The 22,410-nt window shown below is 40.9% G+C and carries 17 protein-coding genes, 1 tRNA gene and 3 pseudogenes; 7 read left to right on the plus strand and 14 right to left on the minus strand.

All coding sequences use genetic code 11. The annotated features are described in order from the left end of the window. Positions 1-38: 38 nt before the first annotated feature. The 3 genes from F973_RS08150 to F973_RS08160 form a co-directional block, all read right to left on the minus strand. Entirely contained in the window at positions 39-545 is a 507-nt protein-coding gene (locus F973_RS08150; RefSeq protein WP_034432704.1) for a flavin reductase family protein, read from the minus strand. 84 nt (positions 546-629) lie between these two features. Next, a complete protein-coding gene (locus F973_RS08155) occupies positions 630-1,664 on the minus strand; it encodes a methionine synthase (protein WP_004761166.1) in 1,035 nt (344 codons plus the stop codon). Positions 1,665-1,695: 31 nt separating this feature from the next. Then, positions 1,696-2,688 (minus strand): DUF1852 domain-containing protein, encoded by a 993-nt coding sequence (locus F973_RS08160; protein ID WP_004761169.1) that lies wholly within the window; start codon positions 2,686-2,688, stop codon positions 1,696-1,698. A 220-nt stretch (positions 2,689-2,908) separates the two neighbouring features. Between F973_RS08160 and F973_RS08165 the strand changes: the two are divergent. Further along, positions 2,909-3,160: pseudogene (locus tag F973_RS08165) on the plus strand (transposase); the annotation flags it as partial. Between the two features lie 87 nt (positions 3,161-3,247). Here the strand turns inward: F973_RS08165 and F973_RS08170 are convergent. Beyond that, the gene (locus F973_RS08170; RefSeq protein WP_004761171.1) at positions 3,248-4,738 is read right to left on the minus strand and encodes a bifunctional ADP-dependent NAD(P)H-hydrate dehydratase/NAD(P)H-hydrate epimerase; all 1,491 of its coding nucleotides are present in this window, start codon (positions 4,736-4,738) and stop codon (positions 3,248-3,250) included. A 22-nt stretch (positions 4,739-4,760) separates the two neighbouring features. Here F973_RS08170 and queG point away from each other — a divergent pair, with 22 nt between their 5' ends. Continuing rightward, positions 4,761-5,876 (plus strand): tRNA epoxyqueuosine(34) reductase QueG, encoded by a 1,116-nt coding sequence (queG, locus tag F973_RS08175; protein ID WP_004761173.1) that lies wholly within the window; start codon positions 4,761-4,763, stop codon positions 5,874-5,876. Between the two features lie 87 nt (positions 5,877-5,963). Continuing rightward, positions 5,964-6,953, plus strand: coding sequence for a biotin synthase BioB (gene bioB, locus F973_RS08180; protein ID WP_004761175.1), 990 nt, complete (start codon positions 5,964-5,966; stop codon positions 6,951-6,953). Positions 6,954-7,036: 83 nt separating this feature from the next. Here bioB and F973_RS15090 read toward each other — a convergent pair. The 8 genes and pseudogenes from F973_RS15090 to efp form a co-directional block, all read right to left on the minus strand. Next, positions 7,037-7,162: pseudogene (locus F973_RS15090) on the minus strand (IS4 family transposase); the annotation flags it as partial. 286 nt (positions 7,163-7,448) lie between these two features. Continuing rightward, positions 7,449-7,525 (minus strand) — tRNA-Val (locus tag F973_RS08190). A gap of 19 nt (positions 7,526-7,544) precedes the next feature. Beyond that, entirely contained in the window at positions 7,545-9,548 is a 2,004-nt protein-coding gene (locus F973_RS08195) for a transglutaminase TgpA family protein (protein ID WP_004761176.1), read from the minus strand. Between the two features lie 2 nt (positions 9,549-9,550). Continuing rightward, positions 9,551-10,468 carry a DUF58 domain-containing protein gene (locus F973_RS08200; protein WP_004761179.1) on the minus strand — a complete coding sequence of 306 codons (918 nt, stop codon included), beginning with the start codon at positions 10,466-10,468 and terminating at the stop codon, positions 9,551-9,553. Between the two features lie 13 nt (positions 10,469-10,481). Continuing rightward, positions 10,482-11,441, minus strand: a complete 960-nt coding sequence (locus F973_RS08205) for an AAA family ATPase (RefSeq protein WP_004761181.1) — start codon at positions 11,439-11,441, stop codon at positions 10,482-10,484. A gap of 78 nt (positions 11,442-11,519) precedes the next feature. Then, positions 11,520-11,822, minus strand: a complete 303-nt coding sequence (locus tag F973_RS08210; protein ID WP_004761182.1) for a YbdD/YjiX family protein — start codon at positions 11,820-11,822, stop codon at positions 11,520-11,522. Positions 11,823-11,824: 2 nt separating this feature from the next. Next, positions 11,825-13,927, minus strand: a complete 2,103-nt coding sequence (locus F973_RS08215; RefSeq protein WP_004761183.1) for a carbon starvation CstA family protein — start codon at positions 13,925-13,927, stop codon at positions 11,825-11,827. A gap of 178 nt (positions 13,928-14,105) precedes the next feature. Next, positions 14,106-14,675 (minus strand): elongation factor P, encoded by a 570-nt coding sequence (gene efp / locus F973_RS08220; RefSeq protein WP_004652839.1) that lies wholly within the window; start codon positions 14,673-14,675, stop codon positions 14,106-14,108. Between the two features lie 89 nt (positions 14,676-14,764). On the opposite strand from efp, the gene epmB reads away from it, so the two are divergent. The 3 genes from epmB to F973_RS08235 are packed head-to-tail and all read left to right on the plus strand — an operon-like array spanning position 14,765 to position 19,624. Continuing rightward, complete coding sequence (gene epmB / locus F973_RS08225) at positions 14,765-15,781, plus strand: EF-P beta-lysylation protein EpmB (RefSeq protein ID WP_004761184.1); 1,017 nt, start codon at positions 14,765-14,767, stop codon at positions 15,779-15,781. Between the two features lie 13 nt (positions 15,782-15,794). Next, positions 15,795-17,552, plus strand: a complete 1,758-nt coding sequence (locus F973_RS08230) for a hypothetical protein (RefSeq protein ID WP_004761185.1) — start codon at positions 15,795-15,797, stop codon at positions 17,550-17,552. Continuing rightward, complete coding sequence (locus F973_RS08235) at positions 17,534-19,624, plus strand: EAL domain-containing protein (RefSeq protein ID WP_004761186.1); 2,091 nt, start codon at positions 17,534-17,536, stop codon at positions 19,622-19,624. The genes F973_RS08230 and F973_RS08235 overlap by 19 nt, the downstream gene beginning before the upstream one ends. 91 nt (positions 19,625-19,715) lie before the next feature. Here F973_RS08235 and rpmE read toward each other — a convergent pair whose 3' ends face one another. Then, a complete protein-coding gene (gene rpmE / locus F973_RS08240) occupies positions 19,716-19,940 on the minus strand; it encodes a 50S ribosomal protein L31 (protein ID WP_004679402.1) in 225 nt (74 codons plus the stop codon). Between the two features lie 197 nt (positions 19,941-20,137). Continuing rightward, a complete protein-coding gene (locus F973_RS08245) occupies positions 20,138-21,106 on the minus strand; it encodes a bile acid:sodium symporter family protein (RefSeq protein WP_004761187.1) in 969 nt (322 codons plus the stop codon). Positions 21,107-21,247: 141 nt separating this feature from the next. Between F973_RS08245 and F973_RS14675 the strand changes: the two are divergent. Next, positions 21,248-22,073 (plus strand): annotated as a pseudogene (locus F973_RS14675) (IS5 family transposase). The last annotated feature ends 337 nt before the right edge of the window (positions 22,074-22,410 follow it).

The following is a 22,410-nucleotide window of genomic DNA, read 5'->3' on the forward strand; positions in this document are numbered from 1 at the left end:
TAGAGCAAAATATCACTTATAAATAAGCTTTTAGTTGTTCAAACAAGTGGGACCACCTCTATTTCCACTTGCCCCACATGATGATAGACACGGTTAAAATAAACCAGTCCCTGCTCCTGCTGACTTTGTTGAATTGCAACAATACGGCAGATAAAAATACTATGTGTGCCCACTTCCTGAATTTGCTCAATCTCACAGTCAAAGCTAACTAAAGCATCTGTTAAAATCGGTGAACCTGTTTCCAGTTCTGTCCAAATGGCTTGTTTAAAGCGCTCTTCTGGACTAATTTTAGAGGAAAATGCAGTAGAAAGATGTTGCTGATGTTCAGCCAATACATTGACACTTAGGATTTTATTTTCGATAAAATGAATATGCGAACTCGCAGCTCTATTCATACAGACCAATAAAGTCGCAGGACTATCCGATACACCACACACCGCAGATGCAGTAAAACCATAACGACCAGACATGCCTGCCGTAGTCACGACATTGACCGCACTACTTAACAAAGACATTGCATTTCTAAAGTCTATTGCTTCAATCATCATTTTATTCCCAATAAAAGTGACCTGTTTAATCCTAACCAGCCATTAAACAGGTCACTTTTACATCATGTTCTCAATTCTAAATTATTTGCCCAAAATTTCTTTTCGAACGATTTCCGCACCTGCGCTTAACGCATGCAATTTGCCTCTAGCAACATCACGAGATAATGGTGTCATACCACAGTTGGTTGATGGATAAAGCTTATCCGCATCAACAAACTGAAGTGCTTTACGCAAGGTATCTGCAACTTCTTCAGGTGTTTCAATGGTGTTGGTTGCCACATCAATGGCCCCGACCATGACCTTTTTGCCACGGATCAGCTCAATTAAATCCATTGGCACACGTGAGTTCTGACATTCCAGTGAGACAATATCAATTTTAGACTGTTTCAGCTTTGGAAAAGCTTCTTCATATTGTCGCCATTCTGAACCCAGCGTCTTTTTCCAGTCGGTATTGGCCTTGATGCCATAGCCGTAACAAATATGTACCGCTGTTTCACATTTCAGGCCTTCAATTGCTCGCTCAAGGGTCGCAACACCCCAGTCATTCACCTCATCAAAGAACACATTAAATGCAGGCTCATCAAACTGGATAATATCCACACCCGCAGCTTCCAGCTCTTTAGCTTCTTCATTAAGGATTTTGGCAAATTCCCACGCCAGTTTTTCACGGCTTTTATAATGGGCATCATACAGCGTATCAATCATGGTCATTGGACCTGGCAATGCCCATTTAATTGGTTGTGTGGTGTGCTGACGTAAAAACTTGGCATCTTCCACAAAAACTGGCTTTTGACGAGAAACAGCATCAAATACCGTCGGGACACTGGCATCATAACGATTGCGGATTCTGACCGTTTCTCGTTTTTCAAAATCAACGCCATGCAGATGTTCAATAAAGGTGGTGACAAAGTGCTGGCGGGTCTGCTCACCATCACTGACAATATCAATGCCTGCATGGAGTTGTTCCTGCAGGGATACCAGCAACGCATCACGTTTGCCTTGGATCAGGTCATCGCCCTCTAATTTCCAGGGCGACCAAAGTTTCTCAGGTTCTGCAATCCAAGATGGTTTCGGCAAGCTACCCGCAGTTGAAGTCGGTAATAATATTTTCGTCATGATCAATCATCTTTTCTATAAATTGGTGAATTTAAGCGGCTTCGGTTTTATCGGTGTAGTTCGCAGCCCATTGCTCAAGGATATTTTGGTATGGCTTGATAAAATGCTCTTCAGTCCATTTGCCTTGTTCAATCGCCAATCGGCTACGTTCTTCACGGTCATAGACAATTTGCGTCAGTGAAAAATCCTGATAGTTCAAGCTTGGTTGATAGCTTTGTGCTGCTACCGAATTGGCATTGTAAATTTCAGGGCGATAAATCTTCTGAAAGGTTTCCATGGTGCTAATCGTGCCGATCAGTTCAAGATCGGTGTAGTCACTCAGCAAATCACCATGATGATAAAATGCCAAAGGTGCAACACTGTTTGGTGGCATGAAATAGCGAACCTGCAAGCCCATTTTTGCGAAATATTCATCAGTTAAGGAATAATCATCCTGCTGATATTCCACCCCCAGGATAGGATGCTGATTGGCAGTGCGATGATAAGTCTTGGTGGTTGACACACTCAGACAAATCACAGGTGGTTTACTGAAATTATCTTTATAAGATTTTGAATTTAAAAAAGACTTAAAGATTTTACCATGAAGCTCGCCATAGTTTTCTGGCAGGCTAAATTTGGCTTGATGCTTGTTATGTTCTGGCAATAAGACACTAAAGTCATAATCGCGCACATAAGAGGAAAAATTGTTGCCAACAATGCCTTCAATACGTTTATTGGTTTTATGATCAACAATATTGGTTTTCAATATTTCAATGGTTGGGAAAGTCTCACCATTACCTTCCACATCAATATCAACCGAGATGATGTCAAGCTCAACTGAATAACGGTCTGCTTTAGGATTATCCCAATGTGCCAAGGCATTGAAACGATTGTCAATCATTTTTAGCGTGTTGCGCAAGTTCTCCTCACGACGTTCACCTCTGGCTAAATTCGCAAAGTTGGTTGTCATACGTGTATTGTCTGAGGGACGGTAGTTTTCATCGAAACGAATACGCTTAATCGAAAATGCAAACTCATTGCTCATTGTGATCCACCACTCTAAATTCCACGATAAAACTTGAATGATGTGATTTATACCGAAAGCATCACATGAATAAAAACGAGTTAATTTCATAGAAAAGTGAATTTAATTCATGTTTACCCATTCTATAGCTTTCAGCCTTGTAAAATGAAATGACTTCATCTTGGGCTGAGAAAATATCAGCTTATTCACCCTTTTTGGCTGATCCAAATTGCTAAGATATTCACTCTTCGCTTGTCCTATGGATATTGGCAAAGCGATTTACACGACCAATGCGATTGAATCATTGAACAGCGTTATCCGCCATGCAACTAGGAAAAGAAAAATCTTCCCAACCGATGATTCCGTGAAAAAGGTAGTATATTTAGCAATTATGGCAGCAAGCAAAAAATGGACGATGCCCATACAGAATTGGAAAACTGCCATGAATCGCTTTAGTATCATGCTTGAAGAGCATGTAACCAAGTATTTTTAAAATTGCATTTACACAGAATTATTTACACCCTCTAGCTTATATATTTATTTGGATATCTTTATGAAATGTCAATAGACCTTAATCTTTCTATTCTTTATTCACCACCTTATAAATCATTTTCCCCATTTCGTGTGCTTGCAAACCCCTCATACCATTTTCAGCCAGTAAATCCCCTGCTTGTGCATGCAAACTCACAATTTCATGCAATGCAACTTGCTCATGAAATTGTGCTTTTAAAGTGGCAATCATCCCTGCCAGCACATCACCCATGCCCCCTGTTCCCATCCCTGCATTACCCTGTGTACAGATAAATAATTCATCTTCTAAAATCAGGCTACCTGCACCTTTAAGCACCCATTGCCCTGCATATTTTTGTTGTAAATTATGAATCGCAACAATACGATCTTGTTCAACATCAGCAGGCTTGCAACCCAATAATGTCGCTGCTTCACCAGAATGTGGAGTTGCGTAAACATGAGGATTTAATTGTTGCGGATGTTTTGCCAAAAACCACAACCCATCTGCATCTAATACCACTTCTAAATGTGAATTTTGATTAAGTAAATTGAACCACTCTAGATAAACATGCTCTGCCCATTCATCTCGCCCTAAGCCCATCCCGAAACATACGGCATCAATTTGAGTTAATAGGTGTTGGATCGTTTTTTCATCTAAGGCATTAATATCTCGCACCATAATATTCGGTGAACGCGCCAGAATAGCTTGATGATGTTTGGCATGACAGACCACACTGACTTTCCCTGCTCCAGCATGAAACGCTGCTTCAGCAGACATAATCACCGCTCCGCCCATATCCGTATGACCACCAACGACAAGCACATGCCCATAACTTCCTTTATGTCCAAAAGCTTGGCGTTTCGGTAATACAATTTTTTCAGAGGATAGATATGCAAGTGGTTTTAATTCTGCATCAATTGGGATCAAGCTGACTAAATGTAGTTTTCCCACATATTCCTTGCCTTGCCCAGTGAACAACCCTGCCTTATAACCTAAAATTGTAAAGGTTTGATCTGCCTGAATTGCAGAGCGTAAAGCCTGACCTGTATTAGCATGTAGACCGCTCGGAATATCGATAGCAATCTTTAAACCAATCTGTGAGTTAAATAAATGGATGATCGATTGCCATTTCTGATCCAGCATTCGATTGAGACCTATGCCAAACAGAGCATCAATATGACAATCAAAAGTTGGAATTTCTTGGTGATTCGCATTTTCCGACAATAAATAATCGATACTTTGAATATCAACTCGATTTAACAGTGCATATTGTACGGCTTGTTTTAAATCTAAAGATTGACCGAGTTCAGCTGCATAAACCGTGATGTGAAATCCATGTTGCTTTAGAAAAGCAGCGATATAGTAACCGTCACCTGCGTTATTGCCTTGTCCGCACCAAATTGCGATCTTTTGAATTTTATTTTTATTAAATGGTTCAATTAACTGTTGTGAGATTGTCCAAGCTGCTTGTTGCATCAGTCCTAAAGATGAATTTTGCTGCGCAAACCAACGCTGCTCCCATGCTTGAATGCTTTGGCTATGGTAAACTGAACGTTGCATGTTATCCCCTAATTATTGGTTTATGGCTTCAACCACATCCTCTGGAAAATCACTTGATAAAATTGAGCTTCAGCAGCTTGATCCTCAAGAACTTAAAACATGGATAAAAACTCAAGCTTTAGACTTGGGCTTTTCTGATTGTGTCATTGCCAAACCTGATGCTCAAGATCAAATGCCACGTTTTAAAGAATATTTAAAACGTGGTTATCATGCAGATATGCACTATTTAGAGGAAAATCTAGAAAAACGTGCTGATCCAACATTGCTTGTACCTGGAACTAAAAGCATTATTTGTGTGCGCATGAACTATCTTGTGGCATCACCTAAGCCCCGTTATGTACCATTTGAACCAAATTCAGCCATTATTGCACGCTACGCGCGTGGACGTGACTATCATAAAGTCATGCGTGGTCGACTTAAAACCTTAGCCAGTCGTATTAAAGAAAAAGTGGGCGATTTCGAATCACGCCCGTTTGCGGACTCAGCACCTATTTTTGAAAAATCACTTGCTGAAAGTGCAGGTATGGGTTGGACGGGAAAACACACCTTACTCATTCATAAAAAATCAGGTTCATTCTTCGTTTTGGGTGAGCTATTTACTTCGCTTGACCTCCCTTTTGATCAACCTGCAACAGCCCATTGTGGCTCATGTACTGCTTGCATCGACATTTGCCCAACACAAGCCATTGTTGAGCCTTATATGTTGGATGCAAGGAAATGTATTGCTTACTTAACTATTGAATATAAAGGAATCATTCCTGAAGAGTTACGCTCAGGTATAGGTAATCGTATTTTTGGTTGTGATGATTGTCAGTTGATTTGCCCGTGGAATGGCTTTGCTAAAACCGCGTTAATTCCAGACTTTGACCCAAGACATAGTTTAGATGACATTAGCTTGTTAGAGATTTGGCAATGGGATGAAGTAACTTTTCTTGCAAAAACAGAAGGTAGTCCAATTCGCCGTACAGGCTATCAATCCTTTAAACGGAATATTGCAATCGGCTTAGGAAATGCGCCATACTCGGCTGAAATCGTGAGCCAATTGCAAGAAGCAAAAGCTCTACACGATGAGATTGTCAATGTACATATTGAGTGGGCAATTCAACAACAATTGCAGCACATAAACGTACCTGAATAGAAAAATGATGTTTTTTGCCCTTTGGCTTTGGCACGATTTCTGTATGATTAATCTCAATGTTTGTAATCAATCATCATGGATATAACAATGACTTTACGTAATGACTGGACTCGTGATGAAATCCAAGCTTTATATGATCAACCTTTTCTAGACTTAGTATTCAAAGCACAAAGTGTTCATCGTGAGCATTTTCAGCCAAATACCATTCAAGTCAGTACACTGCTTTCAATCAAAACAGGTAAATGCCCAGAAGATTGTAAGTATTGTTCTCAATCTGCACATTACGACTCAAAACTAGAAGCAGAAAAGCGTATTGCAGTAGATAAAGTCATTCGTGAAGCACAAACAGCAAAAGATTCTGGTTCTTCACGTTTCTGCATGGGCGCTGCTTGGCGCAATCCACACGAACGAGATATGCCTTATGTGTTAGAAATGGTTCGAGAAGTAAAAGCACTCGGTTTAGAAACTTGTATGACTTTAGGTATGCTCAATCAGTCACAAGCTGAACGCTTAAAAGATGCTGGTTTAGATTATTATAACCATAACCTTGATACCTCTCGTGAATACTATTCACATATTATTAGTACGCGTACTTTTGATGATCGTTTAGATACATTAGATCATGTACGTCAAGCGGGTATGAAAGTTTGTAGTGGCGGGATTGTCGGTTTAGGCGAAAGCCGTAATGACCGTATTGGTTTACTGCATGAGCTTGCAACCATGCCTGTTCACCCTGAATCAGTGCCAATCAATATGCTTGTCCCGATCGAAGGTACACCGCTTGCTGAAGTTGAAAAGCTGGATGTAACCGAATGGATTCGTACGATTGCTGTTGCTCGCATTATTATGCCTCATAGTTATATTCGATTATCGGCAGGACGCGAATCACTGAGTGATTCAGATCAAGCGCTTGCCTTCATGGCAGGTGCAAACTCGCTTTTTTCTGGTGATAAGTTATTGACTACGCCTAATGCTGGAGAAGGTAAAGACCAAATCCTATTTGCTAAATTAGGTTTAACAGCAGAAAAACCAAAACCAACTGTTGCTGAACTCTCTGTAGATGCTATGAGCGCATAGATCAAAAAGCTGTTTCATGAAAGTGGAACAGCTTTTTTTAATTTTGTTCAGCATTTATAAATTGTCTCTGTACACGACAAATTTCACAGAACCCTTATCCTATCAGGCTTCTGCTTTCTTAAAATTGCCAGAATTTCCTTAAGCTCTTCTTTTTTCCCAAAACCAATTAAACGCTGAATCGCCATTTGAACATAGTCTAGCCCAGTGAATACACTCTTGTTCAGTATCCCTTGTGCAATACTCTCTTTTACCATTTATCATAATTGATGTGGACCAACTATTTCCACGCTGTCTAGGTTTTGGTAATTTCATTGCTGTCACCATTATTGTAAAGTTATGTTAAAATGACCACAACGTTTTATTCAAAGCGTTCTGACCCATTTTTGACACAAATATATCTTTATTAGCAGAATTAAATGCAGCAAATAAAGCAAACGAAAGGCATAAAAAAAGACCTACAAGTCTTTGAAATGCTTGTAAGTCTTTGATTTATCTTGGTAGGTATATCCAGACTCGAACTGGAGACCTCTACGATGTCAACGTAGCGCTCTAACCAACTGAGCTATACACCTAGAATGAGAAGTATAATATTCATTTTTCAGCGTGTTCACAAGTTTTTTGGGACTGTTTGAGTGCAATTGCGCAGTCTTTAAGCAACTTCGTGAATTGATGAATATCGGAACCATTCTTTTGTTCTAAAAACACGATTTTTTGATATAACACAATTACTTTTTCAAATGGTTGTTGATCCTCAACAAGTAAAGACAAACGTTTGATCCAGCAATGGAAAGTTTCAGCAGGATATTTTTGCAAATATTTCGGTAACTGTTTTTGAAATTTAAAAATGATACGTTGATATTGCTGTTGGCGTCTGCTTTGTCTCCACCAATAGAAACCAACGTAAAGCATTAAAACACCACCGATTCCTAAAATGAGAACCACAGCATAGCCATAGCTTGAATCCAGCCCCAGTCGAGCCAACCAGTTTTTCTGTTTTTCGGCATCATATCCTACGACTTTGCTTTGCCATTGATAACTTAAATAATCGCTCCAGATACGCATATTTTTTAATAATTTAAACTGCTGAACACGCCAAGCCTGTGTTTGATTATCGCCCCAAACTGTTTGATCTTCTGCCAGATAATCCTGCATCCCAGTATCAATTCGTTGTGGCGCAATCATTGCAGTCGGATCAATTCTTTTCCACTTGCCATTGAGATAAACCTCACTCCAAGCATGTGCATCCAGTTGACGAACCTCCCAGCTTTGACCATCAGGTGCAAGTTGCCCCCCCTGATAACCTGTTACCACGCGTGCAGGTATTCCAACATAACGCATCAGCATCACAAAACTGGAGGCATAATGTTCACAAAAACCTTTTCGGCTGGAAAACAGGAATTGATCGATACGATCACCACCTAAAGTGCCTGGTGTCAGGGTATAAACAAAGCCATTTTTCCGATACCAGGACAGCACTGCCTGAATATATTTTTCAGGTTGCTGCTGATTCTGCTCAAATAATTCATGCGCCAATTGCTGGGCTTTTTTATCACTGTCCTCTTTAAACCTGATACTGAATTCAAGTTGACGTGGTGACAAAGAAACAGCTTCTGTTGAGGTTCTTCCCAACCATTGCATTTGAATGGGTTGATTACGTTTAATCAATCGGGTTGGTCGAATACTATCATCCTGATAAAGCTGTAAATAACGTCCCTGAGGAACTGAATATTCCAAACCCATAATCCAGTTTGCCTGTTCATCTGCAGGCAAATATTGGTATGGCACACTATGGGAGGTAGACTGTATATTTTTGACTTGCTGATTAAAAAAACTACTGGTCCAGGTGGTGCCATCATATTCATCCAGCACCAAAGCACGCCAATATAATTCATTGCGACTTGGCAACTGATACATATTTGCGACCACACGAAAAGCCAATGCCGAGGACTGCGAAAGCTCGGCAATATCCCCAGGTGACATGCGGTCACTAATCCCTGTGGTTGCCCGATCTTTCTGAATTGGAATTGACCACAGAGGAGGCAGACGTGGGAAGAAGATAAACAGTAAAATAAAGAACGGCGTTGCAATACCAACAAACTTAAAAATCTGTTTAATGTCCTGTTTCAGTTGATTGGTAGATATGGTGTTGTTGTTAAATAAGCTGGTCTGAATCCGATACAATCCCATCAGGCACATCACAAATGATGCGAATACAAGTACCGCCATCCAGAATGCCTGACTGTGCAACAGCAAGCTCGCACTAACGAATAAAGCAAAGTTGAACACGATCAGCAGATCACGGGTATTTTTAGCCTCCAGACTTTTGGCAAATAAACAGGTGCTTAAAAATGCGACTCCTGCTTCTACTCCCAGTAAAGTTTGATAATTTAAATAAATAAGACCTAAAGACAATAAAGAGAAAAAAACTAAAAATAAGCGTGGAAATGGTGAAATTTTTTGTTTTCTATATCGCCAGACCAGTGTTAACCAAACCACACCCCATAATCCACTTAGGGTGACTGGAATAAAGGCGACTTGCCCCATCAAGACAAATGCCAGTGCAGCCAAAATACAGAAATAGATTTGCTTGGTCATCATTAAGCCTGCGCCAGTAAAAGTTTAGCCTTGATGAGCTGTGATTGCCCTTGTCCACTTTCCAATCTTGCATGTGGCAAAATCACGGCATAGTCATCACCCAACTGTTCACATTGCTCAATCAAGCCCATCATGAAACTGAGCTTTTCTTCATGTCCCTGTGCTGGAATCTGTTGATAATCAATTTCCAGATGTTGATGGTTGGCCTGGGCTTCAAACATCTTGATAAAAAATCCCTGCCCACGTGCAACCTGCTTCCATGCAACATTTTGATAGGAATCACCCTGCTGAAATGCTCTCAACTCTTTAAACTCATCCAGACTGTCATTCGCATTTGTGCTCTGATGTTTATGCTCTTTCTGCCAGTCATGGGCTTTGGGTGCAATCCAGACTTTCTGTTTGGGATATAGGTAAGTCCAGGCGCGTACCAGCCCTAAAGGATAGGTGGAATAGATTTTTACTGAGTCTACATCGTAGATACCCCGTTTTTGCGGAATAACTGGTAATTCTAAAGTTTGTTGAGCCTGCTCAAGAAAAAAAATCTGTTCCTGTTGCTGCCATTGCACACGCAAATATCGGCTGTGATTTACTGGCTGTTTAAACAGCAGTTTTAGCATTAAAGCCTGTTCAACCTGTCCAATTTCTGGGGTTACAACCTCAATGTGTAAGCCATGCAACTGCTTAAAAGTCAGGTAAAAACTAATACATAAAATGGCACTGATTAAAAAGCAGAATCCTAAAATCAGGTTATTGGCATAGTTAATCCCAGCAATAAAGGTGATCAGGATCAGAATGAGATATAAAAAACCCTGTTTATAAATGAAAACCAAAACATCTTTCTGCAACAGCGTTTTACTGCCATCCACCTGAAAGCGTTTTGCAATCCACTGCTGTACTCGCTGCCTAAATCCATTCTGCATAGGTCAATCTCAACTATAAGACTTCAACTGACTGCAAAAGCTGTTTCACCTCAACCTCTCCCAGACTTAGACGATGCGCAACCACTGCCACAAAAACCGTTTGCACATCATCGGTTGTGACGAAGCTTCGCCCCTCAACCAGTGCATAGGCTTGGGCTGCCGCCTTGAGCGCCAATACGCCACGGGTAGAAAGTCCATGCCGTTGCTTACGGGTTTCGGCAGCCAAATCAAGAATATAATTTAACACCGCATCGCTTAAAAAAACCTGTTTTGCCAATTCACGTAATTGCAAAATATCAACTTGCGTAAATACCGCTTCTAATTGATGAATTAAAACCTGACGTGAGCTTTGTTGTAATAGTAATTTTTCTGCCTGCCGTGATGGATAACCCAAGGATAAACGCATGAGGAAACGGTCAAGCTGCGACTCAGGCAAGGCATAGGTTCCACTTTGAAACAGCGGATTTTGGGTCGCCAACACCCAGAATGGCTGTGGCAATTCATAATGAATCCCATCTACCGTGACTGCCCCCTCTTCCATTGCCTCAAGCAAGGCACTCTGTGTTTTGGGGCTACAACGGTTAATTTCATCAGCCAGCAAAATTTGGGTAAAAATAGGACCTTTCTTAAATTCAAATAAATGTTCTTTTTGATTAAAGATATTGATCCCGATGACATCACTTGCCAGCATGTCATTGGTAAACTGAATACGCTGAAAATGCAGTCCAGCTAAACGCGCCAGTGCACTGGCCAACGTGGTTTTTCCCAGACCTGGTAAGTCTTCAAACAATACATGGCCTCCTGCCAATAAACAGGTTAGCGCTAATTTAGTTTGTTGTGGTTTATCTAAAATAAGTTGATTCACTTCAACCAAAAAACGCTCGATTTTCTGAGTAAAATTTTTAATATTTTGCTCTACTTCCTGATTTTTTTGTTGTTTTTCTTGAATAGAAGCTTTTTCCATGCCCCACATAACGCAATCCCCAAACTAAAACAGTGCATGATTCAACATACACTGTTTTTGCTTTTTTTCAAAGAAATCAAAAGATTTCTAGCAAGGACATTTCTTCATATTACCGCCTGCTGACGGATAACGCGCATCGATACAATGACGATAAAAAGTCTTAGCATCCATTGGCGTTAAATCTGGATGATGCGCTTGCATATGCTTTACGTAGTTTTCATAATCAGGCACACCGACCATCAAACGAAAACTTTTTTGCAGGTTTTGCCATAAAGTTGCAATACGAGACCAATTCTTCGGAGATAAAAGCAAGTGCTTTTGCGACATGATGGTGAATTTAATAATCTTCACAATCACAGCACTTCCCTGCCGACCAATCTTAAAATCCATGCCTACTCTCCCTTGATGCTATTCGCGGTCATCGGTGTTTCTGAATAAACTGCGGGTGCCTCATTGACAGTAGGTACAGAACTTTGCAATGCACGGCGTACAATTCCAATTGAGGCAATTACCATCACAATCGCCACAATCATAAAGAAGCCACACAATGCGGCATTGATCTGATTGGACATAACAATGGTCTGCATTTCAGCAACAGTTTTGGCTGGAGCAAGCACCTCACCACGTGCAATCGCGTCAGAAAAACGGTTGGCTTGTGCAAGGAAACCAATCTTTGGATTTTCATGGAAAATCTTTTGCCAACCCGCGGTCATTGAAGTAATGAACAGGAAAATTGTTGGGACAATGGTGACCCAAACATATTTCTCTTTTTTCATCTTGAACAAAATGACTGTACCCAAAATCAATGCCATTGAGGCAAGAATCTGGTTACCGATACCGAATAGCGGCCACAATGAGTTAATCCCACCCAGTGGATCAACCACGCCCTGATAAACAAAGAAGCCCCACCCTGCAACCGCAACAAAAGTTCCGACCAGATTTCCAAAGAATGAGCTGGATTGTTTCACCGCTGGCACTACGATGCCGACCGTATCCTGTACCATGAAACGGCAGGCACGTGTCCCTGCATCCACCGCAGTCAAAATAAATAAGGCCTCAAACAGAATGGCAAAATGATACCAGAAAGCCATCATGGAACGGCTATTGAATATTTCCGAGATGATGTGTGCCATCCCAATCGCAAAGGTAGGCGCACCGCCTGTACGAGACAGGATTGAACTCTCACCCACTTCATGCGCCAGCACCGTCAGCATTTCAGGTGTGACGATAAAACCTAGATTACGCACCGCTTCTGCAGCCGTATCCACGGTTGTGCCCAGAACTGCCGCTGGGGCATTAATCGCAAAATAAACACCAGGATCAAGCACGGTTGCACAAATCATTGCCATAATGCCGACAAAAGATTCCATCAACATCCCACCATAGCCAATCATGCGGATATTGACTTCATTATCAACCAGTTTTGGGGTTGTTCCAGAAGAAACCAGTGCATGGAAACCTGAAATCGCACCACAGGCAATGGTAATAAATAGGAAAGGAAATAAACTACCCGCAAATACTGGACCTGTGCCATCGACAAAATGAGTCACCGCAGGCATTTTCAGGTCAGGCATGGCAAAGATAATCCCAACAGCCAGACCTGCAATCACACCGATTTTAAGAAACGTGGATAGATAGTCACGAGGCGCTAACAATAACCACACAGGCAACACCGAGGCAATAAAGCCATAAATGATCAGTGCCCAGGTCAGTTGCGTTCCACTTAGGGTAAATAACTGTCCCCAGTATGGATCTTTCGCAACATCCCCACCAAAGACAATTGCGGCCATCATCAGCACAAAACCAATGATGGATACCTCTGCAATTTTTCCTGGGCGTAGGTAACGCATATAAATACCCATGAACAGGGCGATTGGAATGGTGGCGGCAATACTAAACACACCCCATGGACTATGTGCCAAGGCTTTTACAACAACTAAAGCCAATACCGCAAGGATAATGATCATCACGCCCAATGTACCGAGCATGACAATAACACCTGCGAAAGTGCCGAGCTCCTGCTTTGCCATTTCACCCAAGGAACGACCATCACGCCGTGTTGAAATAAACAGAACCAGAAAATCCTGCACTGCTCCAGCAATCACCACACCCACCAGAAGCCAGATTGTTCCAGGTAGGTAACCCATCTGCGCTGCTAGAATTGGTCCCACCAACGGCCCTGCACCCGCAATGGCTGCAAAGTGATGCCCGAATAAAACGTACTTATTGGTCGGGACATAATCCAGACCATCATTTAAGCGATGCGCTGGTGTTAAGCGTCTGGGATTTAACTCAAATACCTTGTTCGCAATAAATAAGCTATAGAACCGATATGCAATGCTATAAACACAAACCGCAGCGAGAACCAGCCAGACTGCATTGACATGCTCACCGCGACTCACCGCCAATATCCCAAATGAAATTGCCCCGACTATGGCAACCAAACTCCATAGGAGTTTTGAGGGAAGTGTTGATTTTGCTTGTGTTATCTCCATTCAAAACCTCTCCAATACATAACTTGTGGTTATTTTGATTTCCCTTTCTCTATTTTCTGTAGAAAAATATCTTTGTTAGTCTATCTTTTATCAAAAATTATTTATCTAATACTTTGGCATAAAAAAAGGGATGATTCTTCATCATCCCTTCGATAATCGTATGTTTTGTGTTTAACGATTATGCACGCTCTAAGTAATCACCTGTACGCGTGTCTACACGAACACTTTCTTCCTGCTGTACGAACAATGGAACACGCACCACAGCACCTGTTTCAAGTTTCGCTGGCTTACCGCCACCGCCAGAAGTATCACCACGTACACCCGGATCAGTTTCAACGATTTTCAATACCACAAAGTTCGGTGGACTCACAGTTAAAGGTACGCCATTGAACAACATGATGGTACATTTTTCATTTGAATCGTCTTTTAACCATTTCGCAGCATCACCCATTGCGGTTTTGTCAGCAGCGATTTGCTCGAAAGATACAGGATCCATGAAGTTCCACATTTCGCCATCGTTGTAAAGGTAATCCATCTCAACTTCCACAATATCAGCGGCTTCCAGAGAATCACCTGACTTGAAAGTTTTTTCCAATACCTTACCAGAACGCAGGTTACGCAGTTTCACACGGTTGAACGCCTGACCTTTACCTGGTTTTACATATTCGTTTTCCATGATTGAACATGGGTTGCCATCAAGCATAACCTTGAGGCCTGCTTTAAAATCATTTGTAGAATAATAGGCCATGAAAGGCGCACTCCAAACTTAAAACTCAACTCTATTAATGCTAGACTACACGTACAGGCATAGTCCTCACACTATTTTTAACGTATGGCATGATAAACTATTTACATCAAGAGCAAAACTGGCAATCACAACTGAGTGACCTCATTACTGATCCTCTGGAGCTGTTAAATCTACTTGAGTTATCCACCGATCAGCTATTATCAGGGGCAATCCTCGCCTCTGAAAAGTTTAAATTGCGTGTCCCGCGTGCATTCGTCGAAAAAATGAGCATTGGCGATCCACTTGATCCGCTGTTGCTACAAGTCCTCCCCCATCATCTAGAACTTGAGGAACATCCTGAGTTTGTCACCGATCCACTGGGTGAAGAGGCAGCCAACCAGATGGCTGGCGTTCTACATAAATATCAGTCCCGTTTTTTACTGACCTTAACAGGTGCATGTGCAATTCACTGCCGTTACTGCTTTCGCCGTCACTTTCCCTATCAGGAAAATTTGCCTAAAAATGATGACTGGCCACATATCAAACAATATATTGAGCAAAATCCGCTGATCAATGAAGTGATTTTGAGTGGCGGAGATCCCCTAACTTTGTCGAATCGCAAATTAGCACTTTGGTTGGAACGTCTAGCATCTCTCCCTCAGATTAAGATTCTGAGAATTCATTCACGTGTTCCCGTCGTTATTCCAAATCGAATCGATGAAGAGCTGATTTCCATATTAAAAAACAGTAGGCTACGCATTGTAGTAGTGATACACTCAAATCACGCAGCTGAACTTGACGACTTTACTTGCTCAAAGTTATTACAGTTATCAGAACACCATATTACAGTGCTAAATCAGGCAGTTTTATTAAAAGGTGTGAATGATTCTGCAAAAACTTTGCATGAGTTGAGTTTCCGTTTATTTGAAGCCAGAGTAATGCCCTATTACCTGCATGTTTTGGATAAAGTCAAAGGGGCTCAGCATTTTGATTTAAGATCTTCAGAGATAGATCAGATATACAGTGATGTATTGGCAAGTTTACCAGGCTATCTGGTTCCGAAACTTGTGAGGGAAATTGCGGGCGAAAAAAATAAAACACCGCTTTTTGGGGTTCAAACGTTCTGAGATTGATAACACAATGATGAATAATGCTTTTTCGGATATATTTCAAATTCCAACTGTCTTGAGACGGGATAAACTCAGCTTTTGCGACACCAATTCAAAAAGCTTGAATGAATGGATTTCCAACCTGTCCATCATGCAGTTGGGCGATACCTCCAAAGCACTATTTGCAGCCCTGTTGGAACTCAGCGAACTTGAGTGTTCTGAGACACTGCGTTTCGATCTGGTACAAATTTTACATCCCACAATTGAAAATGTACTGGGTAGTCTGGAAAAGAACTTTTTTAATCAGGGTGTCATCAGTTCAGACCGTAATGAACACATTATTGAACTGGCCATGTTGTTACGCTGTTATTTTGCGGCTATCTACATCAATATTGTGCGTCGCAGCAGTGACCAGCTCGATAATCAGAAATTTTCAATCTTTGCACTAAACCAGAAAAAGAACTTACAAACCGCCAGAACACTGGCAACTTTTCAGGCATTGCAGCAACTGACCCAACTTCTCTATCAGCAACATATGCTCTATAGTGAACCTGTTGCAGGACAATGGCTGATTTCCCATCAACTTTATGAGGCTGCACTCACCCATAAATACCACCAGACCAATCTGGAACAGATTCAGGGCAGTAAACCCAACTCTCTCAGCAATATTTCCCAGGCCTATGCCCAACTAATTTTGATGGATATTTTTAATACCAATCAAATTCGCCAGTCTGAAATTCAGGCATTGTTCCAGTGTAGTTTTGACTGGGCAAAAATGCTTCAGATTCTGTCTAAAGAGACTGACCTGACCAAGTATGTGGTGGACACCAGCAAAGACCACCCACCCATCTACAATAAAAAGCAAAGCTCAGGGTTTAATCCCAATGTTTTTATCAGTACCAATACCCTGCTGGACCATGTCACAGCAACCTTGCATAAAAATGCTGAATATATTTCCAAGAATGAAAAAATTTACCTGACTCCTGCACTCAAGTTTCATGTTCAGACCATTCTTGGAACCACAGCAGAACGCCGTCATGAACGTTATGAATATTCAGCTCAACTACATATTTGTTTTGGACTCTTAACGGCCCACTTCTATTTATCCAAAGCAAAAAACTTTGGTGAAACATTACTCTTAGAACACGGGTATGGACTACAAAGCGAATCAAAATTTCTATCGACTTGGGATAAAAAAGATTCTTCTGGAAATCAAGAATCCTCAATCCAGCGTTTAAGTCGAGAAAATAAAGCAATCTATCAAGCAGATATTTTAGATATTAGTGTCAATGGTTATCGGATTAAATGGTCAGCAGAAGCGCCAAAAAATCTAAGAACAGGTGAGTATATTCTTGTAAAAGAAACATCACATGGCCACTGGCGTGGCGGCGTGATTCGCTGGCTTAAGCAGTCAACCGAGAAAAGTCTGGAATTGGGATTGGAGGTTCTTGCTCAGGAAATTTTCCCATGTGCTGTACGCGTTCAGGCCGATCGGCATGTCAGCAACTACCATCCAGCACTTTTATTAAAAAACCAGAATTTGGATGAAACCAAAACAACTTTAATTTTGCCTGGTTCACAAATTTTTCGGGAACAACAGGCGATTCATTTAAGATTGGGGAAAGAGGAAGTAAAAGTGTATTTATTAAACGCACAATTAATTACCCAGAGTTTTGTTCAATTTGATTTTGAACTGCTAAATGAAGATGAACAGTCCATTCTTCATAAATTCATGGCACAAAATAATATGGATACCAATGATCAAGATTTATGGGAAGCATTGAAGTGAGAAATTCTTTACTCTCTAAAAAGTTAAAACGAACTGAAACCCGCTTACTCATTATTGATGATAACCAGTTACGTTATAACCAGATTCTGGAGTTATTCGCCAATCAGGAGCATCAGGTCAAGGCGACCTTGCTTGACGACCTCAAGGCATTTGAGAAGCAACTGAATCTTCCCTGGGATATGGTTATTTTTGGACGTGCGTACGATCTAAAGATTGAACAGACTCTTTCACTGATTCAGGCATCCTCACAGCCTAGCCTGCCTATACTGTTACTTGAACCAGATGACTACAAAGCTGATCAATATCAGACGTATATCCATAAAGGGATTTATGATGTCCTAAATCTTAAATCACCTGAAAATTTTTATATCAGTATTATTCGGGCCCTGTCCTATAGCCGCTTGGTTCAGGCGGAACACCGTCTGCTCAGTGAACTGGAAGCGGCTCAAACTCAGGCGCAGTCACTGGTTGCAGAAACCCATAAAGCGGTCGCAATTTTGCAGGAAGGCATTCATATTACGGCCAACACCGAATATGCACAGCTTTTTGGATTCAGCAATGCAGACGATTTAATTGGCCTACCCATTCTGGACGTTTTGCAGCCTGAAGAACTAGGTCAGTTTAAACTGCGTTTTAAGAAAATTTCACAGGGACAGTTCGAACAAGGGCGATTTGAACTTCGCACCCAAAACCCAAGTGTAAAAAACAGTGCATTACAGGTTGAGTTCCTTCCTTCAGGAAATGAGGATGAAATCCAGCTGAACATCGAATGTGAGTCCACCATTCAGTCTTCAGCGACAATACCAGCCGTTACTTCTTCTGAAAAAATTTCAGGCTTGAATAGTGCACTGCAACATATCAACCGACAGCTTGCAAACCACCCAGCCAATGCCAATGCACTGGTTTTATTTAGCCTTAACAGCTGTCCAAACGAAGTATTCCAGACTGACTGGCGTGCCACCAAAACCTATTTCTCCAACATTGCAGGCTTTATTAAGGAGCAGGTCAATGTTCCTGTCTATCAGGTGGACCATGCGCTTTATGTTGCGCTGTTTCAGGCAGAATCAACCCATGTACTCAACTCACTTCTGATTGGGTTGAATAGTCTGCAAAAACCGCAGTTACTGGTAACTGAGAATTATACATTCCCTCTTCACCTAAAACTGGGCTACAGTGAGCTTGCCCAGCCAATTGCGGATGAAGCCAGTTTTGAACAGATCCTGAACAAGGCATTCTCACTTGGTTTGCCAACCATTGATGGCCCAAAAATTGATGCAGATATTGGTTTAACAACCGAACAGATTCCAACCAATGTAGAGCTAAGCCTGTTACAAGAACTCAGGCAAAAACTGGATGCAGGCGATATCCATCTGAAATACCAGCAGCTTTATGACAAGCAGGATCAACATACCCATACTTATGAAGTGTCGGGTGGTTTTATCCATAACAATCAATGGCAGGATATCGCTGATCTGGGTGATTTAAAGGATGATCCTGAATTATCAGTTCAACTGGACCGCTGGATACTGGTTGAGGCATGCAAGCAGTTGCATAACTTTATTACCCAGTATCCTAAAGCGAAATTGATTGTAAACCTCAATCACCATATCTTGTTGAATGACAAGAAACTGCCTGAGCTGGTTGCCAAGTTACTCACCATTGTTGGTAGTAAACAGGCTCACCCACTGATTCTGCAATTCTCAGAACAGGCCCTACAGCAGAACCTGTCTCAGGCACAGCCACAAATTGCCTTACTGCGACAACATGGGGCAGAGATTTCCATCCGTGGTTTTGGCGACTCATTGTATAGTGACAGCATACTTCAACAGATTGATACCCAATATCTCAGCTTCCATAGCAAGCTGGCAAAAATGCTGGGGTCTGAAAAACAGATGGCGGCACTACAGGAAAAGATTCTACACTTTATTGCCCAAAAACCTGTTGAGATTTTCCTGACTGAACTCAATGATATGAACCAGTTTGCCAATGCATGGAATGTAGAGGCCCGTTTCCTACAGGGTAACTATTTCCAGAAGAAACTGGACCGTTTAACGGACGTGCAAGACCAATAAATTCACATAGGGCGTATTCAATACGCCCTATATCTAGAAATTATAATCATAAAAAAAACGGGCATATTGCCCGTTTTTTGTTTTCTTGATATTAACGCTTGATAGAACGCGACATACCAGAGAAACGTTGCTTGAATTTGTCGATACGACCACCAGTATCCACATTCTTTTGTTTACCAGTATAGAATGGGTGGCAAGCTGAACATACGTCAAGGTAAATTGTTTCTTTACCAAGCGCAGAACGAGTTTCGATCACATTACCACATGAACAGGTAGCAACTAATGTTTGGTATTTAGGGTGAATATCGGCGCGCATGGTCGATGCTCCTATTTAGCAAGAAAGGCTTAAGCTGTTATCGCAATTGATCACTCTCAACATGAGGAAAGCTAAGTGTTTTCACACTCGCAGATCAACACCACAACAGACCATTTCTTTTGACTCACCGAGACTCCAGGTCAGAGCAAAGCCAACAAGTGGCGAATATTATACACCAATAAATTAAATTTTGCGAACTATTCCCGACCTGATTTTGACCAGTGATTGGCGATCACCCCACACACCATCAACTGAATTTGGTGGAAAATCATAATCGGCAACACAATCATCCCCAATGGCTGTCCAATAAACAGGATTTGTGCCATCGGAACACCACTGGCCAGTGTTTTCTTGGAACTACAAAAGAAAATGGTGATTTGATCAGCACGGTTAAAGCCCAGCCATTTTGGCAGATATATAGCAAGCAACATCACCACAGTCAACAAAACAGAACATGCAACTGTTAAATAAAGCAGCGTCAAGCCACTCACTTGATGCCATAAACCAGCAACTACGGCACTACTGAAAGCACCGTACACCACCATCAAGATGGAACCCTGATCAAAAGCCTTTACCAGACTCGGCAGCTTGAGCATATAAGGAAAAATATAAGGACGTAATAACTGACCCAAAATAAAAGGAACCAGTAACAATAAGGTGATTTGAATGATCGACTTGGTTGGATCAAAACCATGCTGGCTTTGCCCGAGAATAAAATAGCTGACCAAAATTGGCGTAATAAACATGCCAATGATATTGGAAAAAGATGCGCTACACACTGCCCCAGCAACATTGCCCTTTGCCATTGAGGTAAATGCAATGGAGGACTGTACTGTTGATGGCAGGAAGCACATAAACAGGAAACCCCAATACAACTGCTGACCTAAAAGAGGTTCCAAAATGGGTTTTGCCAGTAACCCAATGGCTGGGAAAATCACAAAAGTAAAGACAAATACCAAGGCATGCATTTTCCAGTGCAACATCCCCTCAACCACTGCTTCACGTGAGAGTTTTGCACCATGTAAAAAGAACAGGATAGCAATTGCGACAGTTGTGAGAATATTAAAATAATGTGCAAGCTGACCTGATACTGGAATAAAGGTCGCCAATATCACCATTGTAATTAATAATATTGTAAAACGATCCAATGCCAATAATTTCAACATAATAATTACGCTCACTGCTAAAAAAATTCTGAATCTAAGATATTTTTTTATTCAACAAGTATATAAAATAAAAAAACATTTTAATTCAACACAATATAATAAACCTCTTGCGAAAGTAAAAACTGACTTAATATAGATTTCATGAAATATCAGAAATTAAACCGTTTTTCAGATTCTGAATTCAAGCGCTTGGTTGGCGTACCTCGACCAGTTTTCAGTGAAATGGTCGAAGTTTTAAAAGATGCAGAATCACTTAAAAAGAAATCAGGGCGTCCTTATACTTTAGCTATAGAGGATCAATTATTATTAACACTCAATTACTTACAAAATTATAACACTCAATTGGAATTGGTGGCAAATTGCCATATCGCTGAAAGTAATGTGAATCGAACTATTAAAAAGGTTGAAGATGCATTAATGAAATCAAGGCGTTTTACCCCGCCAAAACGAAGCATTACAACAGCAGACGAACAGTTTAGCTGGTTCATTATTGATGCGACAGAATGTTCAATAGAACGCCCCAAAAAAAATCAGAGTAAGTTCTACAGTGGTAAAAAGAAGAAACATACGCTAAAAGCCCAAGTGATCTATCATCCGAAGAGCAAACAAATCATAGGAGTAGATATATCGAATGACAGTCAGCATGACATTAAATTGGCAAGAAAAACGGCTAAGAAATTCAAACATTGTGAATATGTTATGACCGATTTAGGGCATTACGGATTAGAGCAAGATGGATTTAAATTATTGATACCAATCAAAAAAAAGAAAAATTTCCCATTATTTAAAGTTGAGAAAAGGTACAATAAAATGATTGAAAAAATACGAGTTGTAATCGAACATACTAACTAATAGTCAATTGGAAAGATTTAGAATACTCAGTAAACGCTATCGAAATAGACGGAAAAGATTCGGTTTACGCATTAACTTAATCGCTGCACTGGTGAACTGGATGAACTTGCAATAACGACTTTCGCAAGAGGTCTAATCGAGCCTGTAAATAATTTGACTTTTTCACTAATCACAATAGACTTTTTACTTTAGTCAAATTTTAAGCAGTCGAAAGCCATATTTTTGGGGTTTTAGCCAATTAAAAAATTAGATAAAACTATACTTTCGCAAGAGGTCTAATAAAGTTCCGTATAAAAATTCTAACGTTTTTATAACACTTCAGCTCTATTACAGTACGAGGAGAGCATATTATGTATATATCTAAAACACTTTTGGCGACTATTATCGGAACATCTCTTATATTAAGTGGATGTAATGATGGTAATGACTCAACACCAACACCAACACCAACA

It is taken from the genome of Acinetobacter sp. CIP 102129, from assembly GCF_000368305.1.
Taxonomy (GTDB): Bacteria; Pseudomonadota; Gammaproteobacteria; order Pseudomonadales; family Moraxellaceae; genus Acinetobacter; species Acinetobacter parvus.

What these genes read in the sequence shown, in the direction of transcription:
- F973_RS08150 (WP_034432704.1), bottom strand. Translation starts at nt 545, where the DNA reads ATGATTGAAGCAATAGACTTTAGAAATGCAATGTCTTTGTTAAGTAGT.
- F973_RS08155 (WP_004761166.1), bottom strand. Translation starts at nt 1,664, where the DNA reads ATGACGAAAATATTATTACCGACTTCAACTGCGGGTAGCTTGCCGAAA.
- F973_RS08160 (WP_004761169.1), bottom strand. Translation starts at nt 2,688, where the DNA reads ATGAGCAATGAGTTTGCATTTTCGATTAAGCGTATTCGTTTCGATGAA.
- F973_RS08170 (WP_004761171.1), bottom strand. Translation starts at nt 4,738, where the DNA reads ATGCAACGTTCAGTTTACCATAGCCAAAGCATTCAAGCATGGGAGCAG.
- queG (WP_004761173.1), top strand. Translation starts at nt 4,761, where the DNA reads ATGGCTTCAACCACATCCTCTGGAAAATCACTTGATAAAATTGAGCTT.
- bioB (WP_004761175.1), top strand. Translation starts at nt 5,964, where the DNA reads ATGACTTTACGTAATGACTGGACTCGTGATGAAATCCAAGCTTTATAT.
- F973_RS08195 (WP_004761176.1), bottom strand. Translation starts at nt 9,548, where the DNA reads ATGACCAAGCAAATCTATTTCTGTATTTTGGCTGCACTGGCATTTGTC.
- F973_RS08200 (WP_004761179.1), bottom strand. Translation starts at nt 10,468, where the DNA reads ATGCAGAATGGATTTAGGCAGCGAGTACAGCAGTGGATTGCAAAACGC.
- F973_RS08205 (WP_004761181.1), bottom strand. Translation starts at nt 11,441, where the DNA reads ATGTGGGGCATGGAAAAAGCTTCTATTCAAGAAAAACAACAAAAAAAT.
- F973_RS08210 (WP_004761182.1), bottom strand. Translation starts at nt 11,822, where the DNA reads ATGGATTTTAAGATTGGTCGGCAGGGAAGTGCTGTGATTGTGAAGATT.
- F973_RS08215 (WP_004761183.1), bottom strand. Translation starts at nt 13,927, where the DNA reads ATGGAGATAACACAAGCAAAATCAACACTTCCCTCAAAACTCCTATGG.
- efp (WP_004652839.1), bottom strand. Translation starts at nt 14,675, where the DNA reads ATGGCCTATTATTCTACAAATGATTTTAAAGCAGGCCTCAAGGTTATG.
- epmB (WP_004761184.1), top strand. Translation starts at nt 14,765, where the DNA reads ATGATAAACTATTTACATCAAGAGCAAAACTGGCAATCACAACTGAGT.
- F973_RS08230 (WP_004761185.1), top strand. Translation starts at nt 15,795, where the DNA reads ATGATGAATAATGCTTTTTCGGATATATTTCAAATTCCAACTGTCTTG.
- F973_RS08235 (WP_004761186.1), top strand. Translation starts at nt 17,534, where the DNA reads ATGGGAAGCATTGAAGTGAGAAATTCTTTACTCTCTAAAAAGTTAAAA.
- rpmE (WP_004679402.1), bottom strand. Translation starts at nt 19,940, where the DNA reads ATGCGCGCCGATATTCACCCTAAATACCAAACATTAGTTGCTACCTGT.
- F973_RS08245 (WP_004761187.1), bottom strand. Translation starts at nt 21,106, where the DNA reads ATGTTGAAATTATTGGCATTGGATCGTTTTACAATATTATTAATTACA.